The sequence below is a fragment of the Bizionia sp. M204 genome (assembly GCF_023205095.1).
Taxonomy (GTDB): domain Bacteria; phylum Bacteroidota; class Bacteroidia; order Flavobacteriales; family Flavobacteriaceae; genus Algorimicrobium; species Algorimicrobium hallyeonense.
The window spans coordinates 2,445,992-2,461,914 of record NZ_CP046242.1 but is presented as its reverse complement, the minus strand read 5'-3'; the positions used below and the strand labels follow the sequence as shown (position 1 = coordinate 2,461,914).

Annotated in this window: 15 protein-coding genes; 8 read left to right on the top strand and 7 right to left on the bottom strand. The window is 33.8% G+C overall.

Going from position 1 to position 15,923, the window contains the following annotated elements:
- Positions 1-26: 26 nt before the first annotated feature.
- Complete coding sequence (gene pckA, locus GMA17_RS11455; protein WP_248396279.1) at positions 27-1,640, top strand: phosphoenolpyruvate carboxykinase (ATP); 1,614 nt, start codon at positions 27-29, stop codon at positions 1,638-1,640.
- A 101-nt stretch (positions 1,641-1,741) separates the two neighbouring features.
- Positions 1,742-2,716 (top strand): T9SS type A sorting domain-containing protein, encoded by a 975-nt coding sequence (locus GMA17_RS11450; RefSeq protein ID WP_248396276.1) that lies wholly within the window; start codon positions 1,742-1,744, stop codon positions 2,714-2,716.
- Positions 2,717-2,789: 73 nt separating this feature from the next.
- On the opposite strand, the gene GMA17_RS11445 is transcribed toward GMA17_RS11450, so the two are convergent.
- Complete coding sequence (locus tag GMA17_RS11445) at positions 2,790-3,539, bottom strand: uroporphyrinogen-III synthase (RefSeq protein WP_248396274.1); 750 nt, start codon at positions 3,537-3,539, stop codon at positions 2,790-2,792.
- A 24-nt stretch (positions 3,540-3,563) separates the two neighbouring features.
- Positions 3,564-4,211 carry a DUF4271 domain-containing protein gene (locus tag GMA17_RS11440; RefSeq protein ID WP_248396272.1) on the bottom strand — a complete coding sequence of 216 codons (648 nt, stop codon included), beginning with the start codon at positions 4,209-4,211 and terminating at the stop codon, positions 3,564-3,566.
- A 107-nt stretch (positions 4,212-4,318) separates the two neighbouring features.
- On the opposite strand from GMA17_RS11440, the gene GMA17_RS11435 reads away from it, so the two are divergent.
- Genes GMA17_RS11435 through GMA17_RS11425 form a run of 3 tightly spaced genes read left to right on the top strand, consistent with a single transcriptional unit; the run spans position 4,319 to position 6,830 of the window.
- Entirely contained in the window at positions 4,319-5,044 is a 726-nt protein-coding gene (locus GMA17_RS11435; RefSeq protein ID WP_248396269.1) for a polyprenol monophosphomannose synthase, read from the top strand.
- A 2-nt stretch (positions 5,045-5,046) separates the two neighbouring features.
- Complete coding sequence (locus tag GMA17_RS11430; RefSeq protein ID WP_248396267.1) at positions 5,047-6,396, top strand: dihydroorotase; 1,350 nt, start codon at positions 5,047-5,049, stop codon at positions 6,394-6,396.
- Complete coding sequence (locus GMA17_RS11425; RefSeq protein ID WP_248396265.1) at positions 6,393-6,830, top strand: DUF4296 domain-containing protein; 438 nt, start codon at positions 6,393-6,395, stop codon at positions 6,828-6,830. The genes GMA17_RS11430 and GMA17_RS11425 overlap by 4 nt, the downstream gene beginning before the upstream one ends.
- A gap of 1 nt (position 6,831) precedes the next feature.
- Here GMA17_RS11425 and GMA17_RS11420 read toward each other — a convergent pair whose 3' ends face one another.
- A complete protein-coding gene (locus tag GMA17_RS11420) occupies positions 6,832-7,839 on the bottom strand; it encodes an NAD-dependent epimerase/dehydratase family protein (RefSeq protein ID WP_248396263.1) in 1,008 nt (335 codons plus the stop codon).
- Between the two features lie 90 nt (positions 7,840-7,929).
- Between GMA17_RS11420 and tyrS the strand changes: the two genes are divergently transcribed.
- Positions 7,930-9,237, top strand: coding sequence for a tyrosine--tRNA ligase (tyrS, locus tag GMA17_RS11415; protein WP_248396260.1), 1,308 nt, complete (start codon positions 7,930-7,932; stop codon positions 9,235-9,237).
- Positions 9,238-9,377: 140 nt separating this feature from the next.
- On the opposite strand, the gene GMA17_RS11410 is transcribed toward tyrS, so the two are convergent.
- From GMA17_RS11410 to GMA17_RS11400, 3 genes are all read right to left on the bottom strand, one after another.
- Entirely contained in the window at positions 9,378-10,358 is a 981-nt protein-coding gene (locus GMA17_RS11410; protein WP_248396258.1) for an acyl transferase, read from the bottom strand.
- A 71-nt stretch (positions 10,359-10,429) separates the two neighbouring features.
- Positions 10,430-12,493 carry a lamin tail domain-containing protein gene (locus GMA17_RS11405; RefSeq protein ID WP_248396255.1) on the bottom strand — a complete coding sequence of 688 codons (2,064 nt, stop codon included), beginning with the start codon at positions 12,491-12,493 and terminating at the stop codon, positions 10,430-10,432.
- Between the two features lie 118 nt (positions 12,494-12,611).
- Positions 12,612-12,944 (bottom strand): T9SS type A sorting domain-containing protein, encoded by a 333-nt coding sequence (locus tag GMA17_RS11400; protein WP_248396253.1) that lies wholly within the window; start codon positions 12,942-12,944, stop codon positions 12,612-12,614.
- A 190-nt stretch (positions 12,945-13,134) separates the two neighbouring features.
- On the opposite strand from GMA17_RS11400, the gene GMA17_RS11395 reads away from it, so the two are divergent.
- Complete coding sequence (locus GMA17_RS11395) at positions 13,135-13,818, top strand: response regulator transcription factor (RefSeq protein ID WP_248396251.1); 684 nt, start codon at positions 13,135-13,137, stop codon at positions 13,816-13,818.
- Positions 13,818-14,855, top strand: coding sequence for a cell wall metabolism sensor histidine kinase WalK (locus tag GMA17_RS11390; protein ID WP_248396249.1), 1,038 nt, complete (start codon positions 13,818-13,820; stop codon positions 14,853-14,855). Before GMA17_RS11395 ends, GMA17_RS11390 begins: the two co-directional genes overlap by 1 nt.
- Here the strand turns inward: GMA17_RS11390 and GMA17_RS11385 are convergent.
- A complete protein-coding gene (locus GMA17_RS11385; RefSeq protein ID WP_248396247.1) occupies positions 14,829-15,890 on the bottom strand; it encodes a glycosyltransferase in 1,062 nt (353 codons plus the stop codon). The two genes, GMA17_RS11390 and GMA17_RS11385, sit on opposite strands and share 27 nt — an antisense overlap.
- Between the last annotated feature and the right edge of the window lie 33 nt (positions 15,891-15,923).

The following is a 15,923-nucleotide window of genomic DNA, read 5'->3' as shown; positions in this document are numbered from 1 at the left end:
TTGTAGAATAAACAACACATACTATTATGATAGATCATACTCAAGCATCCAATACAATTTCATTAGAAAAATATGGAATTAAAAATGCTAAAGTTCAATATCAATTATCTTCCGAACAACTACACAAACTTACAATTGAAAAAGGTCAAGGCGTTGAAGCGTCTTCTGGTGCTTTAGCAGTTAATACTGGTGAATTTACAGGACGTTCTCCTAAAGATCGCTTTATTGTTAAAGATGCAATTACCGAAGATCGCGTTTGGTGGGGAAATATTAATATCCCTTTCGAATCGGATGCTTTCGAAAAACTATATAATAAAGTAACCGATTACTTATCAGGAAAAGAAGTATTTGTAAGAGATAGCTATGCTTGTGCAGATGAAAAATACCGATTAAATATTCGTGTTATTACTGAATTCCCTTGGAGCAATATGTTTGCCCAAAATATGTTTTTAAGACCAGAACCGTCGGAACTTGAAAACTTTAAGCCAGAATGGACTATTGTTAATGCACCAGGATTTATGTCAGTTCCAGCTGAAGATGGAACACGCCAACATAATTTTGCAATTTTAGATTTTACTCGAAAAATTGCTTTAATTGGTGGGACCGGCTATACAGGTGAAATTAAAAAAGGAATTTTCTCTGCTTTAAACTTTATTTTACCCGTATTTAAAAATACGTTGCCAATGCACTGTAGTGCTAATGTTGGTAAAGATGGCGATACAGCTATATTCTTCGGATTATCAGGGACAGGAAAAACAACACTTTCTGCCGATCCTAATCGTAGATTAATAGGTGATGATGAACATGGTTGGACAAAAGAAAACACCGTTTTTAATTTTGAGGGTGGTTGTTATGCTAAAGTAATTAATCTTTCAGCTGAAAATGAACCTGATATTTTTAATGCTATTAAGCCAGGAGCCATACTTGAAAACGTAATCATGGACAAAGATGGTCATGTAGATTTTGAGGATATATCGATTACGCAAAACACACGAGTAAGTTATCCAATTGACCATATTGATAATATTCAAGTGCCGTCTATTGGTGAAAATCCTAAAAATATTTTCTTTTTAACGGCAGATGCCTTTGGTGTTTTACCTCCAATTTCTAAATTAACACCAGGTCAAGCCGCCTACCATTTTATTTCTGGATATACGGCTAAAGTTGCGGGAACAGAAGCAGGTATTGACGAACCGCTACCAAGTTTTTCTGCGTGTTTTGGAGCGCCATTTATGCCATTGCATCCAACAAAATATGCAGAAATGTTAAGTGCAAAAATGCAAGAAGCTGGTGTAAACGTTTGGTTGGTAAATACAGGCTGGACTGGTGGACCTTATGGTGTTGGATCGCGCATGAAATTAAAATATACACGCGCCATGATAACGGCTGCCATGGATGGAAGTTTAGAGGCTGCCAATAAAGACAACTACCATGAGCATTCTGTATTTGGTGTTCAGCAACCAAAAGTTTGCCCGAATGTACCAACAGAAGTATTAAGTCCTAGAAAATCATGGAATAATGACGAAGGATATTATAAAACAGCTAATAAATTAGCGGATTCATTTAAAGAGAATTTCAAGAAATTTGAGGAGTTTGCCAATGCTGAAATTATGGCTGGGGCTCCAAAAGTAAGATCGTAACATTCTGCGAACCAATTAATTTGGTGCGTTAATATTATTGTTTTACTTGTTTGAATAGGTTTAAAATTGTAGTTTTACACTCAAATTTAAACCTATTTTTTATGAAAAAAACTACTTATTTATTAGCAATTTTTATTGCATTTCAATCATTAACTTTTGCGCAATGCCCAGGAATTCCAGCTATAGGTTATACTTGTGTTCCGGATGCCGCGTTTGAACAAGCGTTAATTGATTTTAACTATGATACGGAAGCAATTCTGGATGGTCGTATACTTACGGCCGATGCTTTAGCAGCAACAGGTTCTTTAGGTTTGCCAAATAAAGGCATTACAGATTTAACGGGATTAGAAGCGTTTTTAAACATTGATGCGCTTAACTTATCCTATAATACAGGATTAACAACTGCTAATTTGACAGCCAATGTTAATGTTACGGATGTTAACTTTGAAGGATGTACGGGCTTGAGTAGCTTGACGGTTACTGGCTTAACAGCTTTAGAAAATATAAATGTTTATGGAACAATTATATCTACTATTGATTTGTCTACGAACCCAGCATTATTGCTTTTTAATGCACAAAATGCAACTTTAACATCAATTGATTTATCGGCAAATAGTGCTGTAACAAATGTTAATTTAAGAAATAACGACTTAACATCTGTTGACATGAGAAATGGAAATAATGCAAATACTGTGTTTAGATCTGATTTTAATGGAAGCTTAACTTGTATTTTTGTTGATGATGCAACGGAACCTAATTTGGGTGCTTGGATTATTGATGCCGGAAGTACTTTTGTTGAAACGGAGCCAGCTTGTGCAACATTGAGTTTGGAAAAAGCAAACACATCAGTGTTTTCAATTTTCCCTAATCCGGCTAAAGGTGTTGTAACTATTTCTTCTAATTTAGAGGGAAACACGCGTTTAGGCGTTTATGATATTACTGGAAAATTAGTATTGACTAATACTATTTCATTTGGAAATAATAGATTAAATATTTCATCTCTTTCATCTGGTGTGTATTTAATGCGTGTAACGACAAGTACAAAAACTGTTACTAAAAAACTAGTGGTTAATTAAACTAGAATTCTAAAACATAAAAAGCCCAATTGATTTATTTCAATTGGGCTTTTTTTTATGATTATTTTTAAACCTATTTCTTTTTATTAACGTCCTTTATATACTTTTCCAAAGCCATAGTCATAGAAGGTGTTTCTGGTGTTGGTGCAGCAATATCAACACGCAAACCATGTTCTTCAACAGCTTTGATAGTTGTGCTTCCAAAAACTGCTATACGCGTCTCGTTTTGTTTAAAGTCTGGGAAATTATGAAATAAAGATTCAATTCCCGAAGGACTAAAAAACACTAATATATCGTAATAGACATTTGCTAAATCAGATAAATCACTAATAACCGTTTTGTAAAAAACAGCTTCTTTCCATTCCACATTTAAAGCATTTAGTGTTTCTGGAACTTCAGGTTTTAGTTTATCAGTTGTTGGTAGTAAAAAGGATTCGCCTTTATATTTTTTTATTAATGGTGATAAATCGGCAAAATTACGTTTTCCTACATAAATTTTACGTTTTCTATAAACCACATATTTTTGAAGGTAATAAGCAACAGCTTCAGATTGACAGAAATATTTCATGCTATCTGGAACTTTAAAACGCATTTCATCCGCGACTCTAAAAAAATGATCTACAGAGTTTCTACTCGTTAAAATTATAGCTGTGTATTTAGATAAATCAACCTTTTGTTGTCTAATCTCCTTGGCATCAACCCCTTCTACATGTATAAATGGTCTAAAGTCAATTTTTACTTTTTGCTTTTCCTGAAGATCAAAATATGGCGAATTTTCTATTTTAGGTTCTGGTTGAGATACTAAAATTGTTTTCACTTTCATAGGCTTTTTCTTTAATTTGAAACCTTAATTTTTTATAGCTAATTGATATAAAATAATGTAAGGAGCGATTTCAAGAGCGCAAAGATACAAAATAAAATAAAACATGTTCTGTTTTATAAGATTTTGATAGGTCTTAACTGTTGTAATGATGCCAATGACGAATACGAGTACAATAATTGCCCAAATACTATAAATAATAGGATTAGAAACGGAAACACCATAGATAATAATGGCATTTAATGGCATAAGAATAATGCCTAAAAAATTCTTATAACTTATTTTTTGGAACAAATAATTATCTATTAAAAAGTCAATTTCAAAAACACTCCCTATAAGCCGTTCTAACAATGTTTTCATAACTATAAGAATGGCAATAATAGCTGTTAATTTTAACAAGAGTAATTTAGATATTTCTAATTCCGTTGTTAAATGATTATAACTAATAAATCCAAAAATTGATATAGCTAACACAAAGTTTAAAAACAGAAGACCATCAAAAACATCAAAAAACTTTTGATCTTTAGCGTAAATTTTAAGGTATTTGGAGTTTCCTAAAACCAGAATAAAATCCTGAAAGCGTTTGGCAAAAAGCACCTTGCAAACTGCTATTAGAATAAGTCCAATAACAATTAAAATGGTATACAAGTCATTTGAAATAACATTACGAAGCATGTTGTAAAATTATTATAAATTATTCTACTTGTGTCTAATATTTTAAGGAATATTTAAAAAAAAGTATCTTTTAAATAGTTTACATTTGCTAAAAATAACAGCGTGTAATGTCAGACACAATTGTCATCATTCCTACTTTTAACGAAATTGAGAATATAGAAGCCATCATTAGGGCCGTGTTTTCGCAAGAAAAGGTATTCCATGTTTTGGTAGTTGATGATAGTTCACCCGATTTAACAGCTGAAAAAGTTAAAGAATTACAAGTAGAATTTCCGGAGCGTTTACACCTCTTGCAACGTCAAGAAAAAACGGGACTTGGAACCGCATATATTGCTGGATTTAAATGGTGTTTGGAACGTGATTATGCCTATGTTTTTGAAATGGATGCCGATTTTTCTCATAATCCAAACGACTTAATTCGCCTGTATAATGCTTGTCATATTCAGCATGCTGATTTAGCAGTGGGCTCTAGGTATGTAAAAGGTGTTAACGTTGTAAATTGGCCAATGAGTAGAATTTTACTATCTTATTTTGCATCCAAATATGTGCGATTAATTACCCGAATGAAAATACACGATACCACGGCAGGCTTCGTTTGCTATAAACGTCAGGTTTTAGAAACCATAGATTTAAACAGCATTAAATTTGTGGGCTATGCTTTTCAAATTGAAATGAAGTTCAAAGCCTATTTAAAAGACTTTCAAATTATTGAAATCCCCGTTATTTTTACAGACCGTTCCAAAGGGAAATCTAAAATGAGTGGAGGCATAATTTCGGAAGCTATTCTAGGCGTTATAAGTATGAAAATAAACAGTTTTTTTAGAAAAAAATAAATATGAGTTTACCAACAGCGTTGTTAATTAAGAACGGCAAAATAGTTAATGAAGGTACTATTTTGGAAGGTGATATCTACATTGAGAATGATATTATTAAGGAGGTTGCACCTTTAATTAGCGTAAAATCTTCAAATGTTAAGGTTATTGATGCCGAAGGAAATTATATTTTACCTGGAGTTATTGATGATCAGGTCCACTTTAGAGAGCCGGGACTTACACACAAAGGAGATATTGGCAGCGAATCTAAAGCTGCTATTGCTGGAGGTATAACGTCGTTTATTGAAATGCCAAATACCAATCCGCAGACTACAACTATTGAAAAACTCAACGAAAAATTTGCTATTGCGGCGCAAACCTCACATGCTAATTATTCGTTTATGTTTGGCGGAACTAATGATAATTTAGACGAAATTCTTAAGGTAAACCCGAAGGAGGTAGCAGGTTTAAAATTGTTTTTAGGTTCCTCAACAGGAAATATGTTGGTGGATAATCCTGCAGTTTTAGAAAAAATATTTTCAAGCACAGATATGGTTATTTCAGTGCACTGTGAAGATGAAGAAACAATAAAAGCCAACTTAAAAACACATACGGATAAGTATGGTGATGATATTCCGTTAAAATGTCACCCTGTAATTAGGAGTGAAGAAGCCTGTTATATTTCATCATCCAAAGCCATTGAGTTGGCTAAAAAAACAGGAGCACGGCTGCATGTTTTTCACTTATCAACTGCTAAAGAGACGGCTTTATTTACTAATAAAATTCCGTTAAAGGATAAAAAAATTACCTCGGAAGTATGCATTCATCATTTATGGTTTAGTGATGCGGATTACGATAAGAAAGGAACGCATATTAAGTGGAATCCTGCCGTAAAAACGGATAAAGACCGTGAAGGACTTTGGAAAGCTTTATTGGATGGGCGAATAGACGTTATTGCTACAGATCATGCACCGCATACATTAGATGAAAAAAACAATGTTTATACGCAAGCACCTTCAGGTGGTCCTTTAGTGCAACACGCTTTGGTTGCCATGTTGGAAATGCATCATCAGGGAAAAATAACAGTTCCTAAAATTGTTGAAAAAATGTGTCATAATCCGGCTATTCTTTTTCAAGTTGAAAAAAGGGGGTATATTAAGGAAGGCTATTTTGCAGATATGGTTATTGTGGATATCAACAACCCATGGACGGTAAAAAAAGAAAATATTTTATATAAATGCAAATGGTCTCCTTTTGAAGGAGCTACCTTCAAATCACGCGTAACACACACCATTTTAAACGGTAGTTTGGTTTTTGAGCACAACAAGTTTAGTACGGAAAAAGCAGCCAAACGCCTAACTTTTAATAGATGAAAAAAGTTGTAATATATATTCTTTTAGCCGCTTTTGTAGTTAATTGCACCCAGTTTGGAAAGCCTAAAAAGCCGGAAAATTTAATTGCTAAAAAAGATATGGTTGCCATTTTAGTTGATTTATCCTTATTATCTTCAGCTAAAGGGATTAATAAGAGAACATTAGAGCATAATGGTATTTCACCTGAAGATTACGTTTATAAAACGCATCAAATAGATAGTTTGCAATTTTTAAATAGTAATAAATATTATTCTTACAATACAAAGGAATATGAAGCTATCTTAAAAAGTGTTGAAGACAGTTTAAATAAATTGAAAGCAAAATATAGGCAGGTTATAGAGGAAAGCATTGTCCAAAAATCTGATGTTAAGCAATTGAATACTAAAAAAATAACGCGAGACTCTATTAGGAGGAAGCCAAGAAAAACAGAGTAATTTAATGCTCTTTTAAAAATTGTGAAGCCACATTTTCTATATAATCACTGATTGAGGTAAATTGAAAATTTAATTGCGATTTTATTTTAGTGTTATTATAAACGGTTTTGTTTAATGTAGATTTTAACATTGGTTTTACGAGTTTTCTAGGCTTTCCAGTTAATTTATGTTTAAACCAATCCAATCGCCAAGCTATGCTTAACATCCAGGATTTTGCTTCAATATGAGGTGGTTTTACATTAAGGGTTTTGGCTATGGTAGCTAAAAATGTTTGGTAAGGAATATGTTCGGCAACTAAAATATAGCGCTCATTTTTAATAGTGCTTTCTAAAAGCATAACCATACTGTTAACAACATCATTGACGGTTACACAAGCAATATGACCTTTGGTGTAGAAAGGAAGGCCTTCATAAACCTGATTAAAAAGTTCACCACTTCCATGACTCCAAATACCTGCGCCAATTATTACACCAGGATTCACTATAATCGCATCTAAGCCTTCTTGAGTACCACGCCAAATTTCAATTTCGGCACCATATTTAGTTATTGCATAAACACTGTTATCTTTTTCTTGATTCCAATTAGTCTCTTCATCCACATGTCTATTGTTTTCAGAGTCGCCAATAGTGGCCACACTACTCACATAACACAATTTTTTTACATGATGGCTAATGCATAAATTGACGATATTAGTCGTTCCTTCAATATTTGTTTTTCGAAGCTTGTGGTAATCATTAGGCGCAAAAGACACCATGGCCGCACAATGGTATACATATTCTATGTTCTTGAAGGCCTCTGTAAGTTGTGGAATATCTAATAAATCAGCTTCTATCCATTCAATTTTATTGAAAAGCGATTCATAATCCTGTGTATAATAGGAAAAAACACGTTTAACAATTTCTTGTTTTGCTTTGGTTCTATAAATGGCTCTTACAGCCTTGCTATCTGCTATTAACCGATATAATAAATGCGAACCGACTAAACCAGTTCCTCCTGTAACTAAAATCATACATACAAAGTAAAGAATTATCCAGAAATCGCAATGGTTTATGTATTGATTTTTATCTTTGCGCTTATTTAATTTTTATTGATATATAAAATGGCAAATGCATTTGTTGAAGATTTAAGATGGCGTGGAATGGTACATGATATCATGCCCGGAACGGAAGAGCAACTTTCTAAAGAAATGACAACCGCTTATATAGGTTTCGACCCAACTTCAGATTCGCTTCATATTGGTAGTTTAGTGCCTATTATTTTATTGGTACACCTTGAAAAAGCGGGACATAAGCCCATGGCTTTAGTAGGTGGTGCTACAGGAATGATTGGTGATCCTTCAGGAAAAAGCGATGAGCGTAACCTTTTGGATGAAGAAGCGTTAAGTAAAAATGTTGCGGGAATTAAAGGCGTATTGTCACGTTTTTTAGATTTCGATTCCAAAGCGAAAAACGCTCCAGTTCTAGTGAATAATTACGATTGGATGAAAGATTTTTCATTCATTGATTTTGCTAGAGATGTTGGTAAACGTATTACCGTAAATTACATGATGTCCAAAGACTCTGTAAAAAAACGTTTTTCAGGGGAAGATGGCAACGTTGGCATGTCATTTACAGAGTTTACATATCAATTAATTCAGGGCTACGATTTTTATTACTTGTATAAAAATCATAATGTATTACTTCAAATGGGAGGAAGTGATCAGTGGGGAAATATTACAACCGGAACCGAATTGGTAAGACGTATGCATGTTGGAGAAGAAGCCAAAGCCTTTGCCATGACTTGTCCTTTAATTACTAAAGCAGACGGTTCAAAATTTGGTAAAAGCGAAGGTGGCAATATTTGGTTAGATGCTGATAAAACATCGGTTTATAAATTCTACCAATTCTGGCTAAACACCTCTGATGAAGATGCTGAAAAGTATATCAAAATTTTTACATTTTTAGATAGAGCAACTATAGAACAATTAATAAAAGATCATCAAGAATCACCACATTTACGATTGCTTCAAAAGCGTTTAGCGGAAGAAGTAACGACCTTTGTACATTCCAAAGCTGATTTTGAAAATGCGGAAAAGGCCTCTCATATTTTATTTAGCAAATCGTTTAAAGCTGATATAAAAACCCTGGATGAAAAAACATTTTTAGATGTTTTTGAAGGTGTGCCTTTAGCAGAAATTACTAGAACAGATTTTGATAAAGGTTTAGATATGATTGGTGCTTTAGCAGCGCACACTAATTTTTTAGCTTCTAATGGTGAAGCTAGGCGTGCGCTAAAAGAAAATTCCATTTCTGTGAATAAGGAAAAAGTTACTGATACCTATATGCTTTCAGATGATGATTTAATAAATAATCAATACATCATTATTAATAAAGGAAAGAAAAATACCTATATATTAAAGGTAATCTAATGTTCGTTCAGATATAAAATAAGAAAGGTTATAAATAGAAACGTCCCGAATTAATTCGGGACGTTTCATTTCTAATCAACCAACTAAAAAAAATTAATCTTTTTCATAGTATAGGTTTAGTCGTAATAATTGTCAATTCCTTACAAAGCCATTAAATTACATCCACGAATATCTGAATTATCAAAGCGTCCAATAATTTCAAAAGACCCATCTGTGTGTATTTTTCCTAAATCTTGTGTTGCAAGGAATGCACAGGAATTTATATTGGCTAAATCTATTATATTTAAGCCGCCGGTTTTACCAGATTTTTGAATGGTTAAGGCATCTTCTGTATCACGGGTTAAAACGCGCATCCATGGTGGGCAATTAAAAATGCCATGGCCTTTGGAATAAGCCTGACTTAATAATTCGGTCATACCATACTCACTATGAATTTCAAGAACACCGAATCCTTCTTTTAAAATATCATGAAGTTCATTTCTAATCAATTCTTTGCGTCTGCCTTTCATGCCACCTGTTTCCATAACGATGGTGTTTTTCAATTGAAATTGATGAAATTCTACCAAATCCAATAGCGCAAAGGACACACCAATGAGTATTACCTTTCGGTTTTGAGATTCTAATTTTAATAAGGTATTTTTTAATGCCTCTAAATTGTTTAAATAGAAACCGCTTTCAACCTGTTTTGATTGTTTTATTAACGCATCTGCCATATATATTAATGACGAGCCATCACGTTCCAAATAACTCGGAAGTAAGGCTAAAACCACATAGTCTTCAACGTTACCGTAAAAGGTTTCAAAACCGGTTTCAAAGCTCTGTTCGTATACAGATAAGTCGGTTACAAAGTGTTTGCTAGTTGATTGTCCCGTAGTTCCAGAACTTGTAAATATTTTTTGAACTGTATGGGTTGTGCTTACAATATTATGTGACTTAAAAAACTGAATTGGCAGGAATGGAATGTCTTCGAATTGATGAATATCACTCGGGTTTTTATATAACAAATCGCAAAAAGAACGATACACGATATTGTTTTCAAACTGATATTTAAAAACTTCAAGCGCCTGTTTTTGGAATGCTTGTTCGGAATTAATGTTAAAAATGTCAGACGGTTGTATCATGACAACAAAAGTATGTAAAATAAAAAAGCGCTACCAATTGGTAGCGCTTTAAAAATTATAAATAGAGTTGATTATTTAATTACTAATTTTTTAGTAACTGAATTTCCATTTTGAGTTATTCTTAAAATATACAACCCAGAATTTAATGACGATACATTAAGACTGTTATTTGAAATTGTATGATTCAATACGTTCTTTCCTAATACATCATAAACGTTTACCGAAATAGCTTCAGCAGACGGGCTTGAAATGTTTACAAAACCATTTGTTGAAGGGTTTGGATAGACATTGAAAGTCGTTGATGTAAATGAATCTGTTGATAAGGTATTAGAGTATGATCCAACCGGCACTGGTGTAACAGCGGCAGCATTCGTTGTTTCGCCATCTAAAGCATCAATACCACTAAACGACCAGTTAGCAATTACAAAACCACCATCAGGACCCGTATCTGATACTCTGTAAGCCCAGCCATCAGTATATTCCCAAGCTTCGCCTGTACCATCAACGTTAATATCACCAAAAGTATCAATAACAACGCCGTTTTCAAATAATTCCACAGCATCATCACCATTAATACCCATTGGGCCAGAAGCTGTATAATCAGGAGCAAAACCAAAGAAATTAGCGAACTCTACAGCTTCAGAAGCTACATAGATAAAATCTCCAGCTGACGCAGAAACGGCTGGGAATGTAAATTCTTGTCCATCAGTTCCACCACCATTATTAGCACTGCCTAAGCCATATAAACTTAAATCGGCAACATTTTGTAAAACATAAATTTCAACACCTTTTGGAGTTCCTCCACCTAGAGGACCATCAAAAACTGCTGTTAAAACAAGTGAATTTGTAGCGGCACCAAAGACATTACCAGATAATGCTACGGTTTGATCCGTTGTTCCAGTGGAAGCAACTGTTACATCACCAGCATAGCTATTTACAGGTAAACCAGCAGCAAGTCTAACAAATACATCTGTACTCGCTATTGCTCCTGTACCATCAGGTGTAATAGAAACTGAAGAAGCAAAACCACTACCAGAAGTTAACGAAACTTCAAAGCTTGTTGGCGCAGTAACTACAATATCGTTTGTTAAAAACAAACCTTCAACTGAAAAGGAATCTTCGTTAGAAGGACCAGAACCTACTGAGTAATTAAGTGCATTTACAAAGGCCGTTACCGTTACTAAAGGATTAGCAGCTGAAACAGTTCCTGATAAAGCTACAACACCGTCTGAAGCTCCTACTGCAGAAGCTGTAGCGTTTCCTGTATACGTAGCAGGGGTTAAACCACTAGCTAAACGTACATAAACAATTGTACTCGCAGCAACGCCAGTACCATCAGTTGGAACAGTTACAAACGTTGTAAAACCACTACCAGACGTTAATGACACTTCAAAGTTAGAAGGCGCAGTTACGGTAATATCCGTTGATAAGTTAACACCACCAACACTAAAAGAATCTTCAGCAGAAGGACCATTTCCTTCAAAATAGTCTAATCCAGCTACATCAGCACCTACAGTAATTAAAGGGCCTGTTGCAGTACCAATCCAGCTACCCGGATCGAAATTTACAGTATCTTGAGGTGTACCTACATGAGATGTACATCCAGAAACTGTACTATCAGCCCAAACATTCCATTCAGATTCATCCCAAGTTGGATTTCCTGAAGTTACAGATGCTTTTCTCTCTGCACGTCCATCTTCAAATTCGTGACATGTTCCAGTACCATCTTCACCAGGCACACCAAATTGGTCAACTAATGTTGCACCATCATATAATTCTAAATTATCATCACCATTACTTCCTGCAACATCGTTAGAGGCTGGGTCCCATTGGTTAGGGGCAAAGCCATATGTGTCTAGAAATACAGAGTCTTCCGGTCCTGTAGCAATAATGTAAAAACCACCAGCTGGAATTGTACCAGTTAAAGCTAATGTTTGAGATACCGTTGCACTAGCATTTGTATATTTGTCTATTCGCCAAGTGCTTAAATCAACAGCGGTTGCACCCGCATTATATAACTCAATATAACGAGCATCCGCATTATCATTTGGATCTGCAAGTTCAGTAATAAAGACTTGACCAAAAGAAGTCATCGTCATTAAAACCGTTAATAATAAAAAGTAAATTTTTTTCATAATTGAATGTTTAATTGTTTTAAAAGAATTAAAAAACAAATATACGTAGAATTAGCCTTTTATCTAAAAATATTAATAGATAAGTTGCTTTTTTACATTAAGATAATATAGGTAATATTTATTTAACAATCAGCTTTCTAGTAGCGCTGATATTGTTTTCCGTAATCTTAATGATGTAGATACCTGGCTTTATTTTGGAGATGTTTAATTCTTTGCCAGAAAGTGTTTCGGATAGAATTTTTTTACCAAGAACATTATAAATTTCAACTTGTTTTGTTAAGTTGTTTTTAGTAACTACATATAATTTACCGTGACTAACAGGATTTGGATAAACGGATAAGTTCTCCATGTTTTCTTCCTGAATCATATCATTTTTATCTGATGATTGTGCAAAGCCAATACGGCTGAAAAGCATAAAAAAAAGAAAAAGTAAATAGGTAATCGTTTTCATAAGCAACAATACATGACATTAGTAAAGATACAAAAATAATATATCAAATAGTTTGCCAAAAAATGAAAACTAGCTCATGTTATTATTATCAACTTGTAAGCTTAAGGTTACCTTAATGTTATTTATAGTTGTTAGAGGTTTTTAGCAGCTTATAAATTTTATCTTTGCAAGAGTCAATGTTTAGAGCTTTATGAAAAAACGCAATATCAAAATTTTATTAGTAGATGACGAACCAGATATTTTAGAAATAGTTGGGTATAATTTATCTTCTGAAGGCTATGAAATTTTTACAGCAAAAAATGGATTGAAAGCCGTAAAACTTGCAAAAAAAGTAAGGCCGCATCTGATTATAATGGATGTTATGATGCCTGAAATGGACGGTATTGAAGCCTGTGAGCTTCTGCGCAAAGAACCCGATTTAAAAGAAACTATTATAACCTTTTTAACTGCTCGTGGTGAAGATTATTCGCAAGTTGCGGGATTTGACGCAGGAGCTGATGATTATATTACGAAACCTATAAAACCTAAAGTTTTAATCAGTAAAGTGAAATCGTTATTGCGTCGTTTCAAAGAAGATACACCAACGGAAGCCATTGTTGAAATTGGTAATTTGGTGATTAATAGGGAAGAGTATAAAATTGTTCTAAATGATGAGGAACTAATTTTGCCTAGAAAAGAATTTGAATTATTATCTTTATTGGCATCAAAACCAGGCAAAGTTTTTAAAAGAGAAGATATCCTTGATAAAGTCTGGGGAAATGAAGTGGTTGTTGGTGGTCGTACTATAGATGTTCATATTAGAAAATTACGTGAAAAAATTGGAGACGATTCATTTAAAACCGTTAAAGGTGTTGGTTATAAGTTTGTGGATTAATGCAAAAACTAAAAAAAACGTATAAGTTCGCGATTAAAACATCGCTATTTATTACCATATTGTTAACACTCCTTTTGAGTGTTTTTTTGTTTGCCCTTCAAGCATTTACATGGCTAATTATACCATTTGTTTTACTGTTTGGAGCAGTTTCCTTTGTTATTATTCAATATCGCGTAGAGCGCTTTATATATAGACGTGTAAAAAAAATATACGACGATTTAACCCTTCTAGAATCAGCTTCTTTAACCAAACAACCCATAACTACTGATATGGCAACGCTTACCAAGGAAATTGATAAGTATGCAAAAGACAAGAAATTGGAAATTGAAACGCTTAAAGTTCGTGAGGAATACCGAAAAGAATTTTTAGGAAACGTATCTCATGAATTAAAAACACCATTATTCACTGTTCAGGGCTATATTTTAACCTTATTAGATGGTGCTATTGATGATAAACGTATTCGAAAACGCTATTTACAGCGGGCTAGTAAAGGTGTAGAACGCCTTATTTATATTGTGAAAGATTTGGATATGATTACCAAATTAGAAGTGGGTGATTTAAGTTTAAAGAAAGAAGTTTTTGATGTGGTTGAACTCATTAAAAATGTTTTCGAATTGCTTGAAATGAAAGCCGCCAAAAAGAAAATCACTTTGACTTTTGATAGAGTTTACCCGGAAGCAATTCTAGTTTATGCAGATAAGGAACGGATTGAGCAAGTTATTACTAACCTTGTTGTAAACTCCATTAAATATGGAAGAGAAAAAGGCACCACAGAAATTGGCATTGAAAACTTAATTAAAAATAAAGTCATTGTTCGCGTTACTGATAATGGCGAAGGAATTACCGAAGAGAATTTATCACGAATTTTTGAACGCTTTTTCCGCGTTGATAAAAGTGGTTCGCGAAAAGAAGGTGGATCAGGTTTAGGCTTATCCATTGTAAAGCATATTATTGAAGCGCATAACGAGCGCATTTACATGGAAAGCGAATTGGAAGTGGGTAGCGAGTTTTCATTCAGTATGGAAAAGGCTAAATAAGTCGGTATAATCTATCTTATAATTATAAGCACTCAAACCTTTGTAATCGCATACAGACTTCAGTTTGTCCATGGTAAATTCATCCTGTTTGCAATAGGGAGCCAAATTGGTTTCTTGCAACCGTTCAGCTAAATAGTTTTGCTCAAATTGTCCTGGAGTGGGAATAAAGAAGGCTTTCTTCTCTAATTTTGCTAAATCCATGATGGTTGTGTAACCTGATCTTGAAACAATTAATTGACTTTGGTTGATAGCATCTTCCAACAAACTACTAGTTAAATAATTGTAAATCGTGATATTACCAACAACATTTTTTAGTATTTCGCTTTCTACAATGCCTTTTACCAAAATTACGTGGCCATTAAATGTAGCAAATTCATGCAAGAGCTTTGTTTCTAAATATTGACGTTGCGGCTCGGGGCCAGAAAGAATAACAAGAACGTCGTGTTTTATTGGAAGCTTTTTTTTAACAAATCGGCTTAATGGACCTATATATTTTACTTTAGAATTGGGCTTTTTAGTATGTCCTAGTTTGCCGCTTAAATTAGTGCTTTCAGCAACGTCGGGAACCCAACATTGGGTGAATTTATTTATAATATGACTATGCATTTTAGTACTAAACCATGTGGTGCTTCCGCTTAAAACTCGCAGTTGATGCGTGATAAATACCGAAGGGATGTCACGTGAATACACACCAAAACGATTATCTGAAATAAGGCCTTTAATTTGATATTCGGCAATAATTTTATCGGTTGCTAATTTTTCTGCCTTTATATTTTTTAAAATTTTTGGAGAATCTTTAAGTAGTTTGTATTTAAAGTTTTTCCCATTTTTTGCATAGGTAATATTGTAAGCGGGTAACTCTAAACAAGTAAGTTCAGGGAATTCATACTTCAGTAAAGTCAATGCAGCACCATCACTAGCCAATATGGGTATAAAATTTTGCTGAAGGAGTGCCTTAATAATTGGAATGCATCTAGTAGCATGACCAAGTCCCCAATTTATAGGCGCAACCAAAATGTGTTTTTTTTCTTCCATGAAAAACAAAGGTAAGCATATATGCACTTCCAC

Coding starts and splice junctions, on each gene's coding strand:
- pckA (WP_248396279.1), top strand. CDS start 27: ATGATAGATCATACTCAAGCATCCAATACAATTTCATTAGAAAAATAT.
- GMA17_RS11450 (WP_248396276.1), top strand. CDS start 1,742: ATGAAAAAAACTACTTATTTATTAGCAATTTTTATTGCATTTCAATCA.
- GMA17_RS11445 (WP_248396274.1), bottom strand. CDS start 3,539: ATGAAAGTGAAAACAATTTTAGTATCTCAACCAGAACCTAAAATAGAA.
- GMA17_RS11440 (WP_248396272.1), bottom strand. CDS start 4,211: ATGCTTCGTAATGTTATTTCAAATGACTTGTATACCATTTTAATTGTT.
- GMA17_RS11435 (WP_248396269.1), top strand. CDS start 4,319: ATGTCAGACACAATTGTCATCATTCCTACTTTTAACGAAATTGAGAAT.
- GMA17_RS11430 (WP_248396267.1), top strand. CDS start 5,047: ATGAGTTTACCAACAGCGTTGTTAATTAAGAACGGCAAAATAGTTAAT.
- GMA17_RS11425 (WP_248396265.1), top strand. CDS start 6,393: ATGAAAAAAGTTGTAATATATATTCTTTTAGCCGCTTTTGTAGTTAAT.
- GMA17_RS11420 (WP_248396263.1), bottom strand. CDS start 7,839: ATGATTTTAGTTACAGGAGGAACTGGTTTAGTCGGTTCGCATTTATTA.
- tyrS (WP_248396260.1), top strand. CDS start 7,930: ATGGCAAATGCATTTGTTGAAGATTTAAGATGGCGTGGAATGGTACAT.
- GMA17_RS11410 (WP_248396258.1), bottom strand. CDS start 10,358: ATGATACAACCGTCTGACATTTTTAACATTAATTCCGAACAAGCATTC.
- GMA17_RS11405 (WP_248396255.1), bottom strand. CDS start 12,493: ATGAAAAAAATTTACTTTTTATTATTAACGGTTTTAATGACGATGACT.
- GMA17_RS11400 (WP_248396253.1), bottom strand. CDS start 12,944: ATGAAAACGATTACCTATTTACTTTTTCTTTTTTTTATGCTTTTCAGC.
- GMA17_RS11395 (WP_248396251.1), top strand. CDS start 13,135: ATGAAAAAACGCAATATCAAAATTTTATTAGTAGATGACGAACCAGAT.
- GMA17_RS11390 (WP_248396249.1), top strand. CDS start 13,818: ATGCAAAAACTAAAAAAAACGTATAAGTTCGCGATTAAAACATCGCTA.
- GMA17_RS11385 (WP_248396247.1), bottom strand. CDS start 15,890: ATGGAAGAAAAAAAACACATTTTGGTTGCGCCTATAAATTGGGGACTT.